The following is a 22,586-nucleotide window of genomic DNA, read 5'->3' on the forward strand; positions in this document are numbered from 1 at the left end:
ATGCACCCATAGCGCAATTGGATAGAGTGTCTGACTACGAATCAGAAGGTTGAAGGTTCGACTCCTTCTGGGTGCATCTCTTGCGGAAGTAGTTCAGTGGTAGAACATCACCTTGCCATGGTGGGGGTCGCGGGTTCGAATCCCGTCTTCCGCTTTTTTTGTTGCGTGAAATAAAAACTCCAGTCTCAAGGCATGAGATTGGAGTTTTTTCTCACTCTTTTTTGCGTTTTGAGTCAAGAAACTATTACTCGAGATCGTTTGAATTGGTAATCAATTGTCAAAGTAAAGTGGACTCAAACAAGATGATGGTGTTAGTCATTATTACGGTAGACACACTGACCCTTAAACCAGGTTTCTTTTGCACGGACTTGAGTCAGCTCGTCTGCTGGTACGGTAAAGATATCCTTGTTGAGAATGACGAAATCAGCCGACTTGCCAACCTCCAGCGTTCCATTATGAGTAAAGCCGCCAATCTCAGCTGCCCATTTGGTATAACCAAGAATGGCCTGAGGGACACTGATTGCTTCTGCTTCATTAACCACGTCATCATTGGCTGCGCGGCGTGTCACAGCTGCGTAGATACTGTAAAACGGGCTGTCTGGTTCAGCCCATGGCGTACATGGCGCATCGGAACTTAACGTCGTCAGTGCATTGGAATTAAGCATCGATTTGATTCGATAGGCCTGCTTGAACTGCTCGGGAGTCAGGTAGGTACGATACGACTCGTCTTCAGCAAAGAAAAAGATTGGCTGCGTAGAAAGACCATAGTGCATCTTAGCGTGATTGATTTGGTCAAACATCTGATCGCTCAGCAGCGAGGCATGTTCGATTCGAATCGAAGGCATGTCATCCAGCCATGGCTCCATATTGCAGGTTGTATCCAAAACCAGCTGAATTGCTGCATTGCCCATTGCATGAATGGCTGCCTGCAGATGATGCTCTTTGGCAAATTCAACTGCAGTTTTTAGCTTCGCCTGATTGGTCAACAAGACACCGCGCTTGCCGGATGGGTAAGAAATCGAATTATCTGCAGTCTCACCAGAGATGCTGCCATCCATAAAGATCTTGATACCGGCGACTCTTAGCTGATCGTCGCCAACTGGTTCCAGACTTTGACCTGGATCCAGCTCATCATATACATAATAAATCGAAGCGCGTGGGGTAAAACCTTGTTTAACGGCATCTTGATAAAGCTGCAGCGTGGTGTATGGCTTTAAGCGTCCCATCATCTCACCGATGGCTACAATGCCGTTTTCAAGATAGTGCGTTGAACTGTTGACCATGTTTTGGACATCGCCGGTATAGCTTTGAGCCGATTTGGCACGAATCAGCAGCTGACTGGCAGCTACCTCGCGCATAAAACCATTGGGACGCCCATCGGCAAAGTGCTCAATCTTACCACCCTTGGGATCCGGCGTATCTTTATCAATGCCAGCTAGTTCCAAGGCTTTAGAATTGCCGACCGATGAGTGACAATCAGACCGATAGATGAAAATTGGCTGTTCAGTCGTAACCTGATCAAGATCATCAACGGTTGGTGAGCGGTGCTCAGCTAATTTGGTTTCATCAAATCCCCAGCCTTCGATCCAGACATCGGGTCCTTGACCAAGCTGTGGCGACTGTTTGAGTGCAGTGATCATTTCTTTGATGCTGTTGACGTTGGGTGGCGTGCAGGCCGTACCATGAAGAGCATCGGCAATATATTTTGGATGGGTATGACAGTCAATTAAGCCTGGCAAAACGGTCTGCTGATGCAGATCAATGGCGTCTGGATCATCAATCTGATCAGTCTGGCCAATCCAGCTGATGCGGCCGTCTTTGACTTTAAAGGCAGTAGCAAAATCAGTCTCGCTGGTACCGACAAAGATCTTGCCGTTGACAAAGGTTTGTTCCATGATTGTTTCCTCCGTATCATTTTTGGCAGCGGTAACATTATAATAATCCGCTTATTGAACTGAGACAACCAACGAAAATTAAAACTGGATATTAATCGTAATTATGTCTATAAAATCAATCGTAGCATCTTGCCGATTTATACTTTTTAACCATCTTGAAAGCCTTTGCTTATTTTTGATAAGTGTATATCTGCACAAATCAAAAATAATTTTGAAAGTGCTTTAGGTAGCTGTAAACGCCTTGATTACGCCTAAATAGCCACTTTTTAATTAAATGGTCTAGTTTAAATGTGCAAACGTTCACTTTCCAAATGGAGCTGAATCTGCTAAGATAGTGGCTGTAAAGGAAATCTAATGATTGCAAAGGAGATTTTGCTCTATGAAAGCTGCTGTTATTCGTGAAAACTGTGATGGTTTCGTTGACGTCAAGGATGTAACGCTGCGTGACCTGAAGCCAGGTGAAGCACTGGTTGACATGGAATACTGTGGTCTTTGCCACACTGACCTGCACGTTGCTGCTGGTGACTTTGGCAAGAAGCCTGGTACGATCATCGGTCACGAAGGTGTTGGCCGTGTATCCAAGGTTGCTCCTGGCGTTACCAGCCTGAAAGTCGGCGACCGGGTATCCATCGCTTGGTTCTTCAAGGGCTGTGGTCACTGTGAATACTGTCTGACTGGCCGTGAAACGCTTTGCCGCAACGTTCTGAACGCCGGCTACACTGCTGATGGTGCCATGGCTGAACAATGCATCGTACCTGCTGACTATGCAGTTAAGGTACCAGAAGGCCTGGACCCAGTAGAGGCTACTTCTCTGACTTGTGCCGGTGTTACGATGTACAAGGCTCTGAAGGTTTCCGGCATCAAGCCAGGTCAATGGGTATCAATCGTTGGTGCTGGTGGTCTGGGTAACCTGGGTATCCAATTTGCTCACAACGTATTTGGTGCTCACGTTGTTGCCGTTGACGGTAACCCTGACAAGCTGGAAGCTGCCAAGAAGGAAGGCGCTGAAGTCCTGATCAACCGTCACGACGGCAATGTTGACGAACAGATCCAAGAAAAGGTTGGCGGCGTTCACGCAGCTGTTGTTACGGCCGTTACGCCAGCTGCCTTTGACCAAGCTGTTGGCTCCCTGCGTCCAGATGGCAAGCTGGTTGCCGTTGCCTTGCCAAAGGGTGACATGCAATTGAACATTGCTAAGACGGTTCTGGATGGGATCGTAGTTGCCGGTTCTCTGGTTGGTACTCGTCAAGACTTGGCTGAATGTTTCCAATTCGGTGCTGAAGGCAAGGTTCACCCAATCGTTAAGACTCGCAAGCTGGAAGAAATCAACGATATGATTCAAGAACTGAAGGACAACAAAGTGGTTGGCCGGAACGTCGTTGACTTCGTTCACAACAAGTAATCGAATAATGGCTGGGATAAGCAGTTCCTGGCAATCCTAAAAATAAGGTTCACCGCTGTTTTAATAGCGGTGGACTTTTTTGATTCTTTCGCCCAGATATTTTCAAGTATATATGGTAGAATTAAGGTCAATATTAGTCAGATGAAGAACGAGGGGGCGAAACTTTGGAAGACCGCAGTATATCAGATATTATTGAGGCATACCTCAAAGAGATTCTTGGTAACTCAGAACAGATTGAAATTCGTCGCTCGGAGGTTGCCAATCATTTTGACGTGGTACCTTCACAGATCAATTATGTAATTAAGACTCGCTTTACTCTGCAGAATGGCTATCTGGTGCAAAGCAAGCGTGGCGGTGGCGGCTATATCCGGATTGAGCGCATTAATCTACTGGATGATGTTGACGTCTTGGATATGCTGATCAATGCGATTGGTGATTCGATCAGTGAACGCGATGCCTTCGATGTCATTAGAACCTTATATGAAGAAAAAGTCGTTACACGACGCGAGGGTGATCTGATGATGGTGATGGTTGCCAAACAGACCTTGAAACTGGATAGTCGGGTTAAGGAAAATCAGCTGCGGGCTCGGGTCCTGACCTCGCTGCTGAACCGACTGCGTTTTGAAAGCTAGAGAGAAAGAGACGGTGATTTAATGGACAATAATTCATACACCCGAAGTGCACAAAACGTTTTGCAGATTGCCCAAGAACAGGCACATTACTTTAAGCATCAGGCCGTGGGGACCGAACATCTGCTGCTGGCTTTGAGCATGGCTTCCAATAGTATTGCCGGCCGTGTTTTAAGTCAATTCAACATTACCAGTGATGACATCAGAGAAGAAATTGAAAGTCTGACCGGCTATGGCACGATGCAAGAAGTTGATCGCGATACCTACCTGCCGGACTCACCCAAGTTGCGCAGTATTCTGGCACTGGCTAGCCAGATGGCACAACGACTGCAGGCTCCTCAGATTGGCACTGAGCATTTATTGCTGGCACTTTTGAGTGATGACGCAATTTTGTCGTCACGAATTTTGAGCAATCTAGACGTCAACCCTAAGCAGGCACGGCGGATTCTGCTAAGACGATTGGGAATTGCTGAAAATCAGCAGCGACATGCGCCAAGACGACGTCCAAGTGAAGGCGATAGCAGTGATGGTGAGGTTCAGGGGACGCCAACACTGGATAAGCTGGCGCGCGATCTTACTCAGATTGCGCGTGGTGGCGGCATGGATCCGGTAGTTGGCCGTGATCGTGAAATTAAACGAGTCATTCAGATTCTCAGTCGGCGAACCAAAAACAACCCAGTTCTGATTGGTGAGCCTGGGGTTGGTAAAACAGCGATTGCTGAAGGCCTTGCTGAACGGATCGTAGCCGGTCGGGTTCCCGAAGAGCTGGCTGATAAACGACTGATGATGCTGGATATGGGATCTTTGGTTGCCGGTACCAAGTATCGTGGTGAGTTTGAGGATCGCCTGAAAAAAATCATTAACGAGATTTACCATGATGGTCATGTGATTTTATTCATCGATGAACTGCATACCTTGGTTGGAGCTGGTGGTGCCGAAGGGGCAATTGATGCCTCAAACATCTTAAAGCCAGCCCTGGCCCGTGGTGAACTGCAGACGATCGGGGCTACGACGCTTGATGAGTATCAAAAATACATTGAATCAGACGCAGCCTTAGAACGACGCTTTGCTACGGTTCAAGTCGAAGAGCCGACTGCAGAAGATGCATTAAAGATTCTAAAAGGTCTGCGGCCAAAATATGAGGAGCATCATCATGTCAAAGTTGACGATGAGGCACTTGAAGCAGCCGTTAAACTGTCGACGCGCTATCTGACGAGTCGTTTTCTACCGGACAAGGCCATTGATTTAATGGACGAGTCGGCAGCCATGGTCCGGATTGAGGCTGAAGAAAAGACGTCGCCCCTGGCAGGTGAGCAGGCCAAGCTGCGCCAGTTGGGTGAAGAAAAAGAACAGGCCATCGAGCAGCAAAACTTTGATCGAGCGGCTCAACTCAGGCAGGCCGAATTAACCATCAAGGCCCGGTTGGATGAGGAAGAAAAGCGACGTCAAGAGCAGGCTGACCAATATCAGCTGCATGTTGGCGCCGAAGACATCGCTAAGGTAGTTGCGGAATGGACGGGTGTGCCATTGACGCAACTGCAGAAATCAGAAAGCGACCGTTTGATCAATCTGGAACACGTGCTGCATCAGCGCGTGATTGGTCAAGACGAGGCCGTTTCTGCGATTGCACGCTCAATTCGACGGGCACGCAGCGGGCTTAAGGATCCCAACCGTCCCATTGGTTCATTTATGTTCCTTGGTCCTACTGGTGTCGGCAAGACTGAACTGGCTAAGGCATTGGCAGAAGCAATGTTTGGTTCGGAAAACAACATGATTCGCGTTGACATGTCTGAATATATGGAAAAATACAGCGTCAGTCGTTTGATTGGCGCAGCACCTGGCTATGTCGGCTATGATGAGGGCGGTCAGCTGACGGAAAAAGTTCGTCAGCATCCATACAGTGTCGTATTGCTTGATGAGGCCGAAAAAGCTCATCCAGACGTATTCAATCTGTTGCTGCAGGTTTTAGATGACGGCTATCTAACGGATTCTAAAGGGCGGCGCGTAGATTTCCGCAATACGATTTTGATTATGACTTCCAACCTGGGGGCAACACAGCTGCAAGACGAAAAGCAGGTTGGCTTTGGTGCTTCGGACATGGCTCATGATTATCAGGCAATGTCGTCTGCCATCAAACAGCAGTTGAAGCTGCATTTTAGACCCGAATTCTTAAACCGAATCGATGAAACGGTAATCTTCCATTCATTGAATGAAAAAGAACTGCACCAGATTGTCAAGCTTTTGGCCGGTAAGATCACGAAACGGATTGCTGAACGTGATATTAAGCTGCGCTTTACGCCGGGGGCAATTGACGTGATTGCTAAAGCTGGCTATGATCCCGAATACGGAGCACGTCCATTGCGGCGTGCCTTGCAAAATCTGGTTGAAGATCCGCTTAGTGAGGCTCTGCTGGCCGGCTCGGTTCAAGGCGGCGATGAGGTTGTGATTGGATCGCATCAAGGCAAGATTACCCTTAAGGATAAGCGCGGGGATGCCAAACCGGAATTGATTGCGTTGCCTTAAAAAACGGTGTTCTCGATAAATAACCTGATAGACAAATCTTAAGAGTCATTAAATCACCATTTACCAAAATGGGATTTGATGACTTTTATTTTAGCGAATTGGTAACCCAAGCTTGCAAGAACTGGCTTTTCGTGTGAGAATTATTTTGACTAATATGGGAAACCAATAAGGGAGAATTTATTGAAATGAAACGTGCAGAACAACTGGCAAAAACGCGCCAGGCAATCTTAAAAACCGCTACGACTCTGTTTTTAAAAAAGGGCTTTTCTGGCGCCTCAACCAGAGATATTGCCAAACAGATTGGGATTACGCAGCCAGCCTTATACCACCACTTTAATGATAAAGAAGTGCTGTACCTGGCCGTTTTAACCAACCTTTGCGGCAAGGTGCGCCAAGACATCAATAAGGTAATGCGTAAGCAACAGATCGCTCCAGAAGAACGGCTGTATGGCATCACTGAAGTTTTGAAAAAGCATCATCCACTCAATGTCTATGATCAATATCAAGAAGCCAAAAGAGAGCTTTCCGAAAGTGCTCAGCGCAAATTAGACATGCTGTTTACGATGGACTACATTGAACCGATTGCTGATTTCTTCAAACTGCCAGAAGTCAATCTGCGGCCAGAATTGTTGCCAAGAGAAGCTGCTGAGCTGTTCTTGGCTGATCTGGCACCGATTTTTGATTCGTTCCAGCCAATTGGCGGCCATGCTATTTCCGAAGAGCAGCGTACCAAACTGATTTTGGGCTGCATTTTACGCGGCTTGACGGTTGCTGAACCAGCCAGTGAAAAATAAAAACTAAATATTGACATTGGATAAGCAAACGCGTATGATAATCAGTGTATGTAATTGCGAGTTCATTTGAGTTCCGTGATCTCTTGTCCATGGGATTCTTTATAAAAACCAAAGACAGCTGCCAGCTGTTTTTGGATTTTTTTTGCCCAAAAGCAGGAATTTTGACTAATTGTAATCAAAATGTAATATTACAAATTCAACTGAACTTGCCCAACAAATTTGAGAGGTGAATAGTTTGGCCGGACATTTAGTAAAATACGGTAAGCACCGTACGCGTCGCAGTTACTCCCGTATCAAGGAAGTACTGGACCTGCCTAACTTGATTGAAATCCAGACCGATTCCTATAACTGGTTTATGGAAAAAGGTCTGCGGGAAATGTTTAACGACATCATGCCAATCGATGACTTCCAAGGCAAACTGTCGTTGGAATTCGTTGACTACCAACTGCTTGAACCTAAGTACACGGTTGATGAAGCCCGGGAACACGATGCAAACTACTCTGCACCATTGCACGTTACCCTGCGCCTGACGAACCACGAAACTGGCGAAATCAAGTCCCAAGACGTGTTCTTCGGTGACTTCCCACTGATGACGGACCAAGGTACCTTCATTATTAATGGTGCCGAGCGAGTAATCGTTTCTCAACTGGTCCGCTCACCTGGTGTCTACTACAATGAAGAAGACGACAAGAACGGCCGGCCAAGCTATGGCGCTACCTTTATTCCAAACCGTGGTGCCTGGCTGGAATACGAAACCGATGCCAAGGGAATCTCTTACGTGCGGGTTGACCGGACGCGGAAGCTGCCCCTGACTGAAATGGTCCGTGCACTGGGTTTTGGTTCTGATGACGAAATTATTGATATGCTGGGTGGCAACAGCGAAGGCTTGTCAGCTACGATCGACAAGGACGTGCACAAGAACCCCGAAGACTCCCGTGTTGAAGAAGCCTTAAAGGACATTTACGAACGTCTGCGTCCAGGTGAACCGAAGACGGCCGATTCTGCTCGCAACCTGCTGACGGCGCGCTTCTTTGATCCAAAGCGCTACGACATGGCACCGGTTGGCCGTTACAAGACCAACAAGAAGCTGATGATGAAGTACCGTCTGCTGGGTCAAACGCTGGCCGAAACGCTGGCTGATCCAGAAACAGGTGAAATCTTAGCCAACAAGGGCGACGTGGTTACCAAAGAAGTTCTGAAGACTCTGGAACCAGCCCTGGATAACGATGACTTCAAGATGGTTACCTACACGCCATCTGATGAAGCTGTTGTTACGGCACCGGTTAAGCTGCAAAAGATCCTGGTTTACTCCAAGAACGATCCTGACCGTGTTGTGCCAATCGTTGCCAACGGTCACATTCCTTTGGAGCTTAAGCACATTCAACCAGCCGACATCATCGCATCGATCAACTACTTCTTCAACCTGCAAGAAGGTATTGGTACGACTGATGACATCGACCACCTTGGCAACCGACGGATTCGTTCCGTTGGTGAGCTGCTGCAAAACCAATTCCGGATCGGCTTGGCTCGGATGGAACGAGTGGTTCGTGAACGGATGTCGATTCAAGACATTAACACGGTTACGCCACAGCAGCTGATCAACATTCGTCCAGTTGTGGCCTCAATTAAAGAATTCTTTGGTTCCTCACAGCTGTCTCAGTTCATGGACCAAACCAACCCACTGGGCGAACTTTCCCACAAACGGCGTCTGTCTGCTTTGGGGCCTGGTGGTTTGACTCGTGACCGGGCCGGCTATGAAGTTCGTGACGTTCACTATACTCACTACGGCCGGATGTGCCCAATTGAAACTCCTGAAGGTCCTAACATCGGTCTGATCAACTCACTGTCATCCTATGCGCGGATCAACGAATATGGCTTTATTGAAACGCCATACCACCGTGTTTCATGGGATACGCACAAGGTTACCGATAAGATCGACTACCTGACTGCCGATGAAGAAGATAACTACATCATTGCTCAGGCCAACACCAAGCTTAATGATGATGGCTCATTTGCTGATGAAGAAATTATGTGCCGTCATAAGGATGACTATGTTGAAACGACGCCTGAAAACGTCGACTACATGGACATCTCGCCTAAGCAAGTTGTTTCCGTCGCTTCTGCATGTATTCCTTTCTTGGAAAACGATGACTCCAACCGGGCCTTGATGGGTGCCAACATGCAGCGTCAAGCAGTTCCTTTGATCAACCCACACGCACCACTGATTGGTACCGGGATTGAATACAAAGCTGCTCACGACTCTGGGGTTGCCTTAGTTGCCAAGAAGGCTGGTACGGTTGAATACGTTGATGCTCGTGAAATTCGGGTTCGTGAAGAAGACGGTACGCTTGATACCTACAAGCTGATGAAATTCCGTCGTTCCAATGGTGGCAAGAACTACAACCAACGCCCAATCGTCAAGGTCGGTGAACATATCGATGCTGATGATGTTCTGGCTGACGGTCCATCAATGGAACAAGGTGAATTGGCACTGGGGCAAAACCCACTGATTGCCTTTATGACTTGGCAAGGTTACAACTTCGAAGATGCCATTGCCATCAACGAGCGGCTGATCAAAGAAGACGTCTACACGTCAATTCACATTGAGTCATATGAGTCCGAAGCTCGTGAAACCAAGCTTGGGCCTGAAGAAATGACCAGCGAGATTCCTAACGTTGGTGCCGATGCACTGAAGAATCTGGATGAAACCGGTGTGATTCGCGTTGGTGCCGAAGTCAACGATGGCGATATTCTGGTTGGTAAGGTTACGCCAAAGGGTATGACTGAGCTTTCAGCTGAAGAACGGCTGCTGCACGCCATCTTTGGTGAAAAGTCTCGTGAGGTTCGTGATACTTCACTGCGGGTACCTCACGGCGGTGGCGGTATCGTTCAAGATGTCAAGGTCTTCACGCGTGAAAACGGTGATGAATTGGCTCCTGGCGTCAACAAGATGGTTCGGGTCTACATTGCTCAAAAGCGTAAGATTCAAGTTGGTGACAAGATGGCCGGTCGTCACGGTAATAAGGGTACGGTTTCGATCGTGGTTCCAGAAGAAGATATGCCATACATGCCAGATGGTACGCCAATCGACATTATGCTGAGTCCAATGGGTGTGCCTTCCCGTATGAACATTGGTCAGGTTATTGAACTGCACTTGGGGATGGCTGCTCGTAAGCTGGGCATTCACATTGCTACGCCAGTCTTTGATGGGGCAACCGATGAAGACGTTTGGGAAGCAGTTAAGGAAGCTGGCCTGCCATCAGACGGCAAGACGATCCTTTACGATGGTCGGACCGGTGAACCATTTGAACAGCGCGTTTCTGTTGGTGTCATGCACTATCTGAAGCTGGCTCACATGGTTGACGACAAGATCCACGCTCGTTCAATCGGACCTTACTCGCTGGTTACGCAACAGCCACTGGGTGGTAAGGCACAATTTGGTGGTCAGCGTTTCGGTGAAATGGAAGTTTGGGCCCTCGAAGCCTATGGTGCTGCCTACACGCTGCAAGAAATCCTGACCTACAAGTCTGATGACGTTGTTGGTCGTGTCAACACCTACGAAGCAATCATCAACGGTGACCCAATTCCAAAGCCAGGTGTTCCGGAATCATTCCGTGTGCTGGTTAAGGAACTGCAGTCACTTGGTCTGGACATGAAGGTTCTTGATGGTCAAAACGAAGAAGTTCAACTCAAGAACATGGATGAAGGCGTGGCCGACATCCGCAAGCTGGCTCGCGATGGCAGCGACAAGCAAGAAGAAGTCAAAGACGAAGCAAAACAAGACTAGTTTGCCTGAATTGAAATAAGGAGGATCATCCTTTGATTGACGTCAATAAATTTGAAAGCATGCAGATCGGTCTGGCATCACCACAAAAGATCCGCAGCTGGTCGTACGGGGAAGTTAAAAAACCTGAAACGATCAACTACCGGACGCTGAAGCCGGAAAAAGACGGTCTGTTTGACGAACGAATCTTTGGTCCAACCAAGGATTATGAATGTGCCTGTGGCAAATACAAGCGCATTCGCTTCAAGGGCCGCGTTTGTGACCGCTGTGGGGTTGAGGTAACCAGCTCCAAGGTACGTCGCGAACGGATGGGGCACATTGAACTGGCCGCCCCAGTTTCTCACATCTGGTACTTCAAGGGTATTCCTAGTCGAATGGGCCTGGTCTTGGACATGAGCCCACGTGCCCTAGAAGAAGTCATTTACTTTGCTTCCTACGTTGTTTTGGATGCCGGTGACACGCCACTGGAAAAGAAGCAGCTGCTTTCTGAAGCGGAATACCGTGAAAAGAAAGAAGAATACGGTGACCGCTTCACTGCTGAAATGGGTGCGGAAGCCATTCAAAAACTGTTGGCTGACGTTGACCTGGAAAAGGAAGCTACTGAATTAAAAGCCGTCTTGAAAGAAGCAACTGGACAAAAGCGGACGCGCGCCGTTCGCCGTCTGGACATTTTGGAAGCTTTCTTAAAGTCTGGCAACAAGCCAGAATGGATGGTTATGGACGTTATTCCAGTTATGCCGCCTGATCTGCGACCAATGGTACAACTGGAAGGTGGTCGTTTCGCAACTTCTGATTTGAACGATCTGTATCGTCGGGTTATCAACCGTAACAACCGTTTGAAGCGGCTGTTGGAACTGAATGCGCCTGGCATCATCGTTCAAAATGAAAAGCGAATGCTGCAGGAAGCCGTTGATGCCTTGATTGATAACGGTCGTCGTGGTCGTCCAGTTGCCGGTCCTGGTAACCGTCCACTGAAGTCGCTGTCACACCTGCTGAAAGGTAAGCAAGGTCGTTTCCGTCAGAACCTGTTGGGTAAGCGTGTTGACTACTCTGGTCGTTCGGTTATCGATGTTGGTCCTAACTTGAAGATGAATCAAATGGGGCTGCCGGTTCCAATGGCAATGGAACTGTTTAAGCCATTCATCATGCATGAATTAACCAAGCGTGGTTTGGCTACCAACGTTAAGGCCGCTAAGCGTTTGATTGACAAGCGCGACAACAAGGTCTTTGATGTGCTGGAAGACGTTATTACTGAACACCCGGTACTGCTTAACCGAGCACCTACCTTGCACCGTCTGGGGATTCAAGCTTTTGAACCAGTGCTGGTATCTGGTAAGGCTATGCGTCTGCACCCATTGGTATGTGCGGCCTACAACGCCGACTTTGACGGTGACCAAATGGCTATCCACGTACCATTGTCTGATGAGGCCCAAGCTGAGGCTCGTCTGCTGATGCTGGCAGCCCACCATATTCTGTCGCCTCGTGACGGTGAACCAATCGTGGCCCCTTCACAAGACATGGTTATCGGTAACTACTACATGACCACCGAAGACAAGGCTCGTGAAGGTGAAGGCATGATCTTTAAGGATGCCAACGAAGCCTACATGGCCTACAAGGATGGTTTTGTTGCTCTGCAAACGCGGGTTGGGGTTCAGGTCTCCTCAATGCCAAAGAAGCCATTTACTGACAAGCAGCGCAGCCAGATCATGGTTACCAGTGTCGGTAAGCTGATCTTCAACGGCATCATGCCGGAAGACTACTACTACATCAATGAGCCAACCAATGACAACCTGCTGAATGGGGTGCCTGACAAGTACTTCCTGGACAAGGGTGAAGATATTCATGCTTACTTGGAAAATGCACCATTGGTACCACCATTCAAGAAGGGCTTCTTGTCAGACATCATCGCTGAGGTCTACAAGAAGTACAAGGTTACGATCACGTCACAGTTCCTTGACCGCATCAAGGACCTGGGTTACTACGAATCAACGATCTCTGGTGTTACCGTGGGGATTGCCGACATCACCGACTTAAAGGAAAAGCCTGAAATCATTGCCAATGCCCACAAGCAAGTGGCACTGGTTACCAAGCAGTTCCGTCGTGGTCTGATCACTGATGATGAGCGCTACGATCGGGTTATCGGCATCTGGAATGACGCCAAAGACGAGGTTCAAAACAAGCTGATTGAACACATGGATATCCACAACCCAATCAACATGATGTCTGACTCGGGTGCTCGTGGTAACATTTCCAACTTTACTCAGCTGGCCGGTATGCGTGGTCTGATGGCTGCTCCTAACGGTAAGATCATGGAACTGCCTGTCCTTTCAAACTTCCGTGAGGGTCTGTCAGTTCTGGAAATGTTCCTTTCTTCACACGGTGCTCGTAAGGGTATGACTGATACGGCCCTTAAGACGGCCAACTCAGGTTACTTGACCCGTCGTCTGGTTGACGTTGCTCAAGACGTTGTTGTTCGTGAAAAAGATTGTGGCACTGATCGTGGTCTGGAAGTTGCTGCCATCACTGAAGGCAATGAAATGATCGAACCACTTTACGACCGGATTCTTGGTCGCTACACGATGAAGTCCGTTTTTGATCCAGAAACTGGCGAAAAGATCTGCGACAAGAACGTGCTGGTTGACGAAGAAATGGCTCAAAAGATCGTTGATGCCGGCGTTAAGAAGGTTACGATCCGCTCTGCCTTTACTTGCAACACTGAACACGGTGTCTGCGAACGCTGCTACGGCCGTAACGCTGCTACTGGTGACAAGGTTGAAGCCGGTGAAGCTGTTGGTACGGTTGCCGCTCAGTCAATCGGTGAACCAGGTACTCAATTGACGCTGCGGAACTTCCACACTGGTGGTGTTGCCGGCAATGACGATATCACGCAAGGTCTTCCTCGTGTGCAGGAAATCGTTGAAGCCCGGAACCCTAAAGGTAAGGCAACAATCTCTGAGGTTACCGGCGAGGTTCAATCAATCGAAGAAAACCCAGCCGAACGGACCAAGGACATTACCATTGCTGGTGAAAATGATACGCGGACTTACACGCTGCCAATTACGGCACGGCTTAAGGTTGAAGAAGGCGACTACATTCACCGTGGCATGCAGTTGAATGAAGGTTCCATCGATCCTAAGGAATTGATTCGCGTGCGTGACGTTCTGTCTACGGAAACCTACCTGCTGGCTGAAGTTCAGAAGGTTTACCGGATGCAGGGTATCGATCTGTTGGACAAGCACGTTGAAATCATGATTCGTCAAATGATGCGTAAGGTTCGCGTCATGGATCCTGGTGACACTGATCTGCTGCCAGGCGAATTGATGGACATCAGCCAATTCCGCGATGCCAACCGTGAAACGCTGATTACTGGTAACATTCCAGCTACGTCACGTCCAGTTATCCTGGGGATCACTAAGGCTGCCCTGGAGACAAACAGTTTCCTGTCAGCCGCATCATTCCAGGAAACGACTCGTGTCTTGACGGATGCTGCTATTCGTGGCAAGAACGATCCACTGGTTGGTCTGAAAGAAAACGTTATTATCGGGAAGTTGATTCCAGCCGGCACTGGTATGAGCAACTACCGCAACATCAAGCCAAAAGAAGTTGCCGTAGCTGCCGAGTCACCAATGAAGTCAACTCGCGATATTGAAGCCGAAATGAAGAAGCAAAACTAGTCTGAATGCTTTTTCGATAATTTAGCTGATAACAGGTGGGGCCTGGTATTTGGTTTAGTCCAGATACTAGGCCTCATTGTTGTTTTTGGGATTCTAACTATGAAAAAATATCGAATTGATTTGCCCACTAAAGCAGTAGAACAGTTGGAACTGGATAAGGATGCCTCACTGCTGCTAATGGTTGATAACAAGTCGCTGACAATCCGGCCGAACCGTACCTTTGAGTTACTGCCGCAGATTATGATGCGCTGGTATCTGATTCCAGCTGCGATTGCTGCCGTTGCGTTTTTCTACCTTAACTGGATCAATCATCATTGGCTGATTCCGTTGACCGGTAACTGGTCAATCGGTTTTGCATCACTTTATCTGGGAACGTTTAGTGGTCTGGTTGCTTTTGCCGTGATGTTTGTAATACAAAAAAGACATCATAGCGGCCCAGCAATGGGGTTGCATTGGCGCAGCTTGCCGACGTTGCTGATTGCGTTTGGCACTATTTTGGCGTTTTCGGTTATGATCGTTTTTTGGTTGGCGGGGAAAATGTTTGCTGGCGCCAAGTTTGATGTCTATACGTCAACACTGTTTATCTTTTTGATTGTAGCTGCAATAACCTATGTGATGATCAATTTAGCGATGACGATATCTGAGTCTATCATTACCAACTCAATGATGATCATGATTATTGGCGGCATGCTGCTTTCGATGCTGACCAATTCAAATCGTGATTGGTGGCATTACAACTTTAGCTATCTCGGGACGCATCAAAACGCTACTTATTGGCGATTCAACATTACCTTGATTTTCTCAGCACTTTTGATGGCAACGCTGGTTGATTATTTGTTTTTTAACCTACAGAAAAAATATCCAGATCGAGGAGTCAGTATTTTGCGATTGCTTTTATATGCTGAAGCCGCGTGTTTGGGTGGAATCGGCTGCTTTCCCAATAATCCGCAGTATCACGTTTTGCATGATCGAATCTCAATGTGGCTTGTTTACATCATGATTTTGATCATTGTTTTATTGAAATGGCTAATGCCAAAATTATCTCAACAGTTTTTGAAGATTTCTTATATTATTGGCGCGATCATGGCACTTGATTGGCTGATCTTCAAATTGACCGACTATCTTTCACTGACCGCATTTGAGCTGCTGGAATTTGGTCTGTCGTTTTCATGGCTGCTTTTATTGTTTCAAAATTTGGAGTATCTTGCTCGTATCGGTGATCAGATTTTTCCAGTTCAGATCATCAAAAGTGAAGATGAGCAATAGTGTCAGGATGCCGTGTTTAATTGACTATATCAGGTTAAGCGTTAAGGCCGCGACAATACCAAGACTTAGATAAGGGACAAAGGGTAGTGACTCATTTTGATTTTGCAGCTTGATGATTCCTAGGCCGGCAGCAATCAAAATCGTTGTCGCAACAAAATATAATGAAGTTGTCAACTGCAGCATGGCGATAAACTCAATGTCACCAATTCCAATTCCGTTGCCGGTTAAGTAGCTCAACATTAATAAACCTATCATGATGGCAATGGCTGCCACTAAACGCAGCCATTGCCATTTTTGATTCAAAAGTAAGAACAGACCAAATAAACCAAGCAGCCAGATTGGTTGGATCCATTTATTAAAATAATCAGTGGCTGAACAGATTAGCAAAGAGATTGATAAGACCAATAAGGCGGCAATTTTTAGCGGATTAAAGATAAACATGGTATACCAAAGCCATCCATTAACCAGTTCGCTGACAGCAGAATAGCAATTGATAGGAGAGTGACAAAAATGACAGCGTCCTTTTTGGAGCAGCCAGCCGATTACCGGCAGCAGTTGCCACCAGCAAAGAATGCGATGGCAGCTTTCACAGTAGGATCGCTTGGGACTGAATAAGGAAACATTGTTGAGCATACGCCAGCTGATTGCTGTAATAAAAGAAGCCAGGCAGGCTCCCCAGATGGCAGCAAGGATTCTTAAAATAAGCATCTTGTGATTTTCCTCCTTCAATATAGCTATATGCGAAAATTCCTATTAGATATTAAAAAAGAAAAATCTGATGCTCGTTGACATTTTGAGGGATGCATGATAGGGTATTTAAGGTGCTTTTTTTAGCAACGGATTGTGTCTGTCGTTGGGGCAGATGACATGCGTCGGCGAAGGCACATAAAAGAATATCATCTGGGAATTTTTTTATAGCCAAAAAAGAATCACCTGGATGTGTGGACTTAAAACAAGAAAGGGGTATAACTACATGCCAACCATTAACCAATTGGTACGTAAGGGCCGTAAGAGCCACAAGGGCAAGTCAAAGTCACCTGCTCTGGGTTACGTTTACAACAGTTTCAAGAAGGAAGAAATCGCTGCACCATCTCCACAAAAGCGTGGGGTTGCAACTCGTGTCGGTACGATGACGCCTAAGAAGCCTAACTCTGCTTTGCGGAAGTACGCTCGTGTTCGTCTGTCCAACCTGATCGAAGTTACTGCCTACATTCCAGGTGTTGGCCACAACCTTCAAGAACACTCAGTTGTTTTGATCCGTGGTGGTCGTGTAAAGGACCTTCCTGGGGTTCGTTACCACATCATCCGTGGTACTCTTGATACTGCCGGTGTGGAAGGCCGTATGCAAGGTCGTTCCAAGTACGGTGCCAAGAAGCCTAAGAAATAATTAAAGGAGGGGTAAATCAATGCCACGTAAAGGACATGTTGTAAAGCCAGAAGTATTGCCAGATCCAATTTACAACTCAAAGCTGGTTACTAGTCTGATCAACCACCTGATGATCGACGGTAAGCGGGGTACTGCTACTAAGATTCTGTACGCTGCTTTTGACCGTATCAAGGAACAAACTGGCAACGATCCAGTAGAAGTTTTCCAACAAGCTATGGACAACGTTGAACCAGTTCTGGAAGTTAAGGCACGCCGTATCGGTGGTTCTAACTACCAAGTTCCAATCGAAGTTCGTCCAGAACGTCGAGTAACGCTGGGTCTGCGTTGGATTGTTCAATACGCTCGTCTTCGTGGTGAACACACCATGGTTGAACGTCTGGCAGGCGAAATCATTGATGCATCCAATAACACTGGTGCTTCAATCAAGAAGAAGGAAGATACTCACCGCATGGCTGAAGCCAACCGTGCTTTCGCTCACTACCGGTGGTAAGCTTCATCAACTGTTGATAGCTGTTTAGCTGTCAGCTATGATGTGAGGGGTGACGCAGATATTTAATCGAACGTCACCCCTTTTTCTAAAATTAATTTAAACTCGATTCTTTTATTTGGAAGGAGAAAACTTTTAAGATGGCTAACAAACGTGAATACCCTCTTGAAAAGACCCGTAACATTGGGATCATGGCCCACATCGATGCTGGTAAGACCACGGCCACTGAACGGATTCTTTACTACACTGGTAAGATTCACAAAATTGGTGAAACCCATGATGGTGCTTCCCAAATGGACTGGATGGATGAAGAAAAGGAACGTGGTATTACGATCACGTCCGCTGCCACTACGGCCGTTTGGAAAGACTACCGGATCAACATCATCGACACCCCAGGTCACGTTGACTTCACTGTCGAAGTTGAACGTTCGCTGCGTGTCCTTGATGGTGCCGTAACGGTTCTGGATGCCCAAGCCGGTGTCGAACCACAAACTGAAACCGTTTGGCGTCAAGCTGACGACTTTGATGTTCCACGAATCGTCTTTGCCAACAAGATGGACAAGATGGGTGCTGACTTTGACTACTCTGTTCAAACGATCAAGGACCGTCTGAACGTTACGCCACTGCCAATCCAAATGCCAATTGGTGCGGAAGACGACTTCATCGGTGTTATCGACCTGGTTAAGATGGTTGCTTACGTTTACGATGAAGATGCTGAAGGTAAGAACTGGGATACGGTTGAAATTCCTGCTGACCTGAAGGATGAAGCAGAATCTCGTCATGATGCTCTGCTGGAAACGCTGGCTGACGTTGATGACAACATCATGGAAAAGTACCTTGGTGGTGAAGAACTTTCTGTTGAAGAAATCAAGGCTGCTATCCGTAAGGCTACGCTGTCTGAAGAACTGTTCCCGGTTCTGGCAGGTTCTGCCTACAAGGATAAGGGTATCCAAATGATGCTGGACGCTGTTATCGACTACCTGCCATCTCCACTGGATGTTAAGCCATTCGAAGCTACTGATGAAAATGGTGAAAAGGTTGAACTGACTGCCGGTGACGACAAGCCATTTGCCGCTTTGGCATTTAAGATCGCTACTGACCCATTTGTTGGTCGTCTGACGTTCCTGCGTGTTTACACTGGTTCTCTGCAATCCGGTTCCTACGTTCTGAACGCAACCAAGGGCAAGCGTGAACGTGTTGGTCGTCTGCTGCAAATGCACTCCAACCAACAACACGAAATTCCTGAAGTGTTCTCAGGTGATATCGCAGCTGCTATCGGTCTGAAGAACACCACTACCGGTGACTCACTGACTGATCCAGATCACCCACTGCAACTTGAATCCATGGACTTCCCAGAACCAGTTATCCAGGTTTCTGTTGAACCTAAGTCCAAGGCTGACCAAGACAAGATGGACAAGGGTCTGCAAAAGCTGGCTGAAGAAGACCCAACCTTCAAGGCTGAAACCAACCCTGAAACTGGTGAAACGCTGATTGCTGGGATGGGTGAATTGCACCTGGACATCATCGTTGAACGTCTGCGTCGTGAATTCCACGCCGAAGTTACTGTTGGTAAGCCACAAGTTTCCTACCGTGAAGCATTTACGACGGCTGCCTCTGCACAAGGTAAGTTCGTTCGTCAATCCGGTGGTAAGGGTCAATACGGTGACGTTTGGATCGAATTTACGCCACTTGAAGAAGGTGCCGGCTTCGAATTCGAAGATGCCATTGTCGGTGGTGTCGTTCCTCGTGAATACATTCCAGCCGTTGAACAAGGTCTGAAAGAAGCTATGCAAAATGGTGTTCTGGCCGGTTACCCACTGGTTGACTTGAAGGCTAAGCTCTACGATGGTAGCTACCACGAAGTCGACTCTTCTGAAGCCGCATTTAAGGTTGCCGCTTCTCTGGCTCTTAAGAACGCTGCTAAGAAGGCCAACCCAGTTATTCTTGAACCAATCATGAAGGTTGACATTGTTGTTCCTCAAGACAACATGGGTGACGTTATGGGTCAAGTAACTGCTCGTCGTGGTACGATCGATGGTATGGAAGAACGTGGCAATGCACAAGAAATCCACTCCTTCGTTCCGCTGTCAGAAATGTTTGGTTACGCAACGGCTCTGCGTTCCGCAACGCAAGGTCGTGGTACCTTCACGATGACGTTCGACCACTACTCTGCAGTTCCAAAGAGCGTGCAAGAAGACATCATCAAGAAGAACGGTAAGGAATAGTTAACCTATTCAAAGCCTAAAAGCTCATCTGCTTTAAGCAGATGGGCTTTTTTACGATTTAAAGATTTTTTCTTCTATTATGTAATAGTCAAAGGTAATCGTCTTGTCATGAATTAGAATTATTTTGGCGATTGAGAGAGTAACGCCAGAAAAAATTGAGATTTTTTCGAAAAAGACTCGACAAGCTTAAAAAGACGTGGGATAATACTCGGCAGACTGTTGCCATTCAGTCGTTCACTGGCTGTCGATAAATTAAAACATTTCGACTGAGTTTTTTGCGCCGCATTTGTGTCAAAAGATTTTTCAGGAATGTTACAAATTGAATCATCAAGAAATAATTCAAAAAAAACCTTGATACGACGGCAATTCTTTAGTATTATGGATAAGTGCTTGAGCTTAGAAACGGGGATTTTTAAGGCCCCGGGGTTCAGCCAATCAGTAAAAGCTGTGATGTGGAAGGTTGCGACACACCCGGCCGCTTTGCCATAGGGCGTGGCGGTAATTTCCACGGAGCTAGTCAAATTTTAAATCTGACGAAGGAGGGAATAAAATGGCAAAACAAAAGATTCGCATTCGTTTAAAGGCTTACGAACACCGCGTACTTGACGAATCTGCAGACAAGATCGTTAACACCGCTAAGCGGACCGGTGCTCAGGTTTCAGGCCCAATTCCGTTGCCAACTGAACGGACTCTGTACACGGTGATTCGTTCACCACACAAGTTCAAGAAGTCTCGGGAACAATTCGAAATGCGTACGCACAAGCGTCTGATCGACATCATCGACCCAACCCCTAAGACGGTTGACTCTCTGATGAAGCTTGATCTGCCAAGTGGCGTTGACATTGAAATTAAACTGTAATTAAACAAAAATAAAAACAAATAAATTGGAGGTGTACTCATGACCAAAGGAATCTTAGGCAAGAAGGTCGGGATGACGCAAGTTTTCGCTGACAACGGTGAATTGGTTCCAGTTACGGTAATCGACGTAACGCCAAACGTTGTTATGCAAGTTAAGACCGTTGAAAACGATGGCTACAGTGCCGTTCAACTTGGTTTTGACGACAAGCGCGAAATCTTAAGCAACAAGCCCGAACAAGGTCATGCAGCAAAAGCAAACACGACCCCTAAGCGCTTCATCGGTGAAATCCGCGACGCTGAACTGGGGGACGACATTAAAGTCGGTGACGAAGTTAAGGCAGACATTTTCGCGGAAGGCGAAACTGTTGATGTAACGGGTATCACTAAGGGTCATGGTTACCAAGGTAACATTCACAAGGACGGCCAACGTCGTGGCCCTATGGCTCACGGTTCTCGTTACCACCGTCGTCCAGGTTCGTTGGGTGCCATCATCAACCACGTCTTCAAGGGTAAGGCATTGCCAGGCCGCATGGGTGGCAACACGGTTACTATGCAACACCTGAAGGTTGTTAAGGTTGACCTTGAAAACAACGTACTGCTGATCAAGGGTAACGTTCCAGGCGCTAACAAGTCCTACGTTACGATTAAGAACTCTGTGAAGGCCAACACCAAGAAGAGCCTGAGCAAGCAACACAACTAATCAGAAGGGAGGAAGAAAGTAAATGACAAGCGTTGCATTATTTAAGCAAGACGGTAGCCAAAACGGCACCATCGAATTGAACGCAGACATCTTTGGTATTGAACCAAACGAAAATGCTGAATACGAAGCTATCCTGCGTCAACGCGCATCCATGCGTCAAGGTACTCACGCCGTTAAGAACCGTTCCGCAGTTCGCGGTGGTGGTAAGAAGCCATGGCGTCAAAAGGGTACGGGTCGTGCTCGTCAAGGCTCCATCCGTGCACCACAATTCCGTGGTGGTGGTATCGTCTTCGGACCTACTCCACGTTCCTACAACTTCAACCTGCCACGCAAGGTTCGTCAACTGGCTATCAAGTCAGCTCTGTCCCAAAAGGTTGCTGATGAAAAATTTGTCGTAGTTGAATCCATCAACTTCGACGCACCAAAGACGAAGGAATTTGCCGGCGTTATGAACAACCTGAAGGTTTCTGAAAAAGTCCTGGTCGTTGTTTCTGACGAAGACAAGAACGCTGCTCTGTCTGGTCGCAACCTGGTTAACACCACGGTCGTAACTCCAGCCGGCGTTAACATTCTGAACGTCGTTGACAGTCAAAAGATTGTCATCACGAAGTCAGCCCTTTCTCAAGTAGAGGAGGTGCTCGCATAATGGAAGCACGCGATATCATTTTGCGCCCAGTTATCACTGAAGCATCAACTGCAGTGATGGACGAAAAGCGCTACACGTTTGACGTTGACTTGCGCGCTACTAAGACGCAAGTTAAGAACGCCGTAGAAGAAATTTTTGACGTTAAGGTCGTTAAGGTTAACATCATGAACCTGAAGGGCAAGAAGAAGCGTCAAGGCCGTTACGTTGGCTACACTAAGCGCCGTCGCAAGGCCATCGTTACTCTGTCAGCTGATTCTAAAGAAATCAAGCTGTTCGGTGACGACAACGAATAAATTCTAGATAGGAGGAAAACACA

The 22,586-nt window shown here is 47.3% G+C and carries 17 protein-coding genes and 2 tRNA genes; 16 read left to right on the forward strand and 3 right to left on the reverse strand.

What is annotated here, in order from left to right; all coding sequences use genetic code 11:
- The first annotated feature begins 2 nt into the window (after positions 1-2).
- Positions 3-76: transfer RNA gene (locus HF864_RS05800), tRNA-Arg, on the forward strand.
- 6 nt (positions 77-82) lie between these two features.
- Positions 83-154: transfer RNA gene (locus HF864_RS05805), tRNA-Gly, on the forward strand.
- Between the two features lie 157 nt (positions 155-311).
- Here HF864_RS05805 and HF864_RS05810 read toward each other — a convergent pair.
- The gene (locus HF864_RS05810; protein ID WP_169462102.1) at positions 312-1,895 is read right to left on the reverse strand and encodes an amidohydrolase; all 1,584 of its coding nucleotides are present in this window, start codon (positions 1,893-1,895) and stop codon (positions 312-314) included.
- A 379-nt stretch (positions 1,896-2,274) separates the two neighbouring features.
- On the opposite strand from HF864_RS05810, the gene adhP reads away from it, so the two are divergent.
- From adhP to HF864_RS05845, 7 genes are all read left to right on the forward strand, one after another.
- Positions 2,275-3,297: an alcohol dehydrogenase AdhP gene (gene adhP / locus HF864_RS05815; protein ID WP_169462103.1), complete on the forward strand. Its 1,023-nt coding sequence runs from the start codon at positions 2,275-2,277 to the stop codon at positions 3,295-3,297.
- Between the two features lie 164 nt (positions 3,298-3,461).
- Positions 3,462-3,929: a CtsR family transcriptional regulator gene (locus tag HF864_RS05820; RefSeq protein WP_169462104.1), complete on the forward strand. Its 468-nt coding sequence runs from the start codon at positions 3,462-3,464 to the stop codon at positions 3,927-3,929.
- A gap of 21 nt (positions 3,930-3,950) precedes the next feature.
- The gene (locus tag HF864_RS05825) at positions 3,951-6,449 is read left to right on the forward strand and encodes an ATP-dependent Clp protease ATP-binding subunit (RefSeq protein ID WP_169462105.1); all 2,499 of its coding nucleotides are present in this window, start codon (positions 3,951-3,953) and stop codon (positions 6,447-6,449) included.
- Between the two features lie 185 nt (positions 6,450-6,634).
- Positions 6,635-7,243 carry a TetR/AcrR family transcriptional regulator gene (locus HF864_RS05830; protein ID WP_169462106.1) on the forward strand — a complete coding sequence of 203 codons (609 nt, stop codon included), beginning with the start codon at positions 6,635-6,637 and terminating at the stop codon, positions 7,241-7,243.
- 226 nt (positions 7,244-7,469) lie between these two features.
- Positions 7,470-11,030, forward strand: coding sequence for a DNA-directed RNA polymerase subunit beta (locus tag HF864_RS05835; RefSeq protein WP_169462107.1), 3,561 nt, complete (start codon positions 7,470-7,472; stop codon positions 11,028-11,030).
- 32 nt (positions 11,031-11,062) lie between these two features.
- Positions 11,063-14,701: a DNA-directed RNA polymerase subunit beta' gene (gene rpoC, locus HF864_RS05840; RefSeq protein WP_169462108.1), complete on the forward strand. Its 3,639-nt coding sequence runs from the start codon at positions 11,063-11,065 to the stop codon at positions 14,699-14,701.
- 99 nt (positions 14,702-14,800) lie between these two features.
- A complete protein-coding gene (locus HF864_RS05845) occupies positions 14,801-15,967 on the forward strand; it encodes an ABC transporter permease (RefSeq protein ID WP_169462109.1) in 1,167 nt (388 codons plus the stop codon).
- 24 nt (positions 15,968-15,991) lie between these two features.
- On the opposite strand, the gene HF864_RS05850 is transcribed toward HF864_RS05845, so the two are convergent.
- Positions 15,992-16,675: an A24 family peptidase gene (locus tag HF864_RS05850; protein WP_169462110.1), complete on the reverse strand. Its 684-nt coding sequence runs from the start codon at positions 16,673-16,675 to the stop codon at positions 15,992-15,994.
- A 265-nt stretch (positions 16,676-16,940) separates the two neighbouring features.
- Between HF864_RS05850 and rpsL the strand changes: the two genes are divergently transcribed.
- From rpsL to fusA, 3 genes are all read left to right on the forward strand, one after another.
- On the forward strand, positions 16,941-17,354 hold the full coding sequence (rpsL, locus tag HF864_RS05855; protein ID WP_006500627.1) for a 30S ribosomal protein S12: 414 nt from the start codon (positions 16,941-16,943) through the stop codon (positions 17,352-17,354).
- 19 nt (positions 17,355-17,373) lie between these two features.
- On the forward strand, positions 17,374-17,844 hold the full coding sequence (rpsG, locus tag HF864_RS05860; protein WP_006500626.1) for a 30S ribosomal protein S7: 471 nt from the start codon (positions 17,374-17,376) through the stop codon (positions 17,842-17,844).
- Positions 17,845-17,981: 137 nt separating this feature from the next.
- Positions 17,982-20,066 (forward strand): elongation factor G, encoded by a 2,085-nt coding sequence (fusA, locus tag HF864_RS05865; RefSeq protein ID WP_033934656.1) that lies wholly within the window; start codon positions 17,982-17,984, stop codon positions 20,064-20,066.
- Positions 20,067-20,185: 119 nt separating this feature from the next.
- Here fusA and HF864_RS05870 read toward each other — a convergent pair whose 3' ends face one another.
- Positions 20,186-20,575, reverse strand: coding sequence for a hypothetical protein (locus tag HF864_RS05870; protein WP_169462111.1), 390 nt, complete (start codon positions 20,573-20,575; stop codon positions 20,186-20,188).
- A 41-nt stretch (positions 20,576-20,616) separates the two neighbouring features.
- Here HF864_RS05870 and rpsJ point away from each other — a divergent pair, with 41 nt between their 5' ends.
- The 4 genes from rpsJ to rplW are packed head-to-tail and all read left to right on the forward strand — an operon-like array spanning position 20,617 to position 22,563.
- Entirely contained in the window at positions 20,617-20,925 is a 309-nt protein-coding gene (gene rpsJ, locus HF864_RS05875; protein ID WP_033934655.1) for a 30S ribosomal protein S10, read from the forward strand.
- Positions 20,926-20,964: 39 nt separating this feature from the next.
- Positions 20,965-21,624, forward strand: coding sequence for a 50S ribosomal protein L3 (gene rplC / locus HF864_RS05880; protein ID WP_006500623.1), 660 nt, complete (start codon positions 20,965-20,967; stop codon positions 21,622-21,624).
- A gap of 22 nt (positions 21,625-21,646) precedes the next feature.
- Positions 21,647-22,270, forward strand: a complete 624-nt coding sequence (gene rplD, locus HF864_RS05885) for a 50S ribosomal protein L4 (RefSeq protein WP_033934653.1) — start codon at positions 21,647-21,649, stop codon at positions 22,268-22,270.
- Entirely contained in the window at positions 22,270-22,563 is a 294-nt protein-coding gene (rplW, locus tag HF864_RS05890) for a 50S ribosomal protein L23 (protein ID WP_006500620.1), read from the forward strand. Before rplD ends, rplW begins: the two co-directional genes overlap by 1 nt.
- The last annotated feature ends 23 nt before the right edge of the window (positions 22,564-22,586 follow it).

The organism is Lactobacillus sp. MRS-253-APC-2B, assembly GCF_012843675.1.
Classification (GTDB): domain Bacteria; phylum Bacillota; class Bacilli; order Lactobacillales; family Lactobacillaceae; genus Limosilactobacillus; species Limosilactobacillus pulli.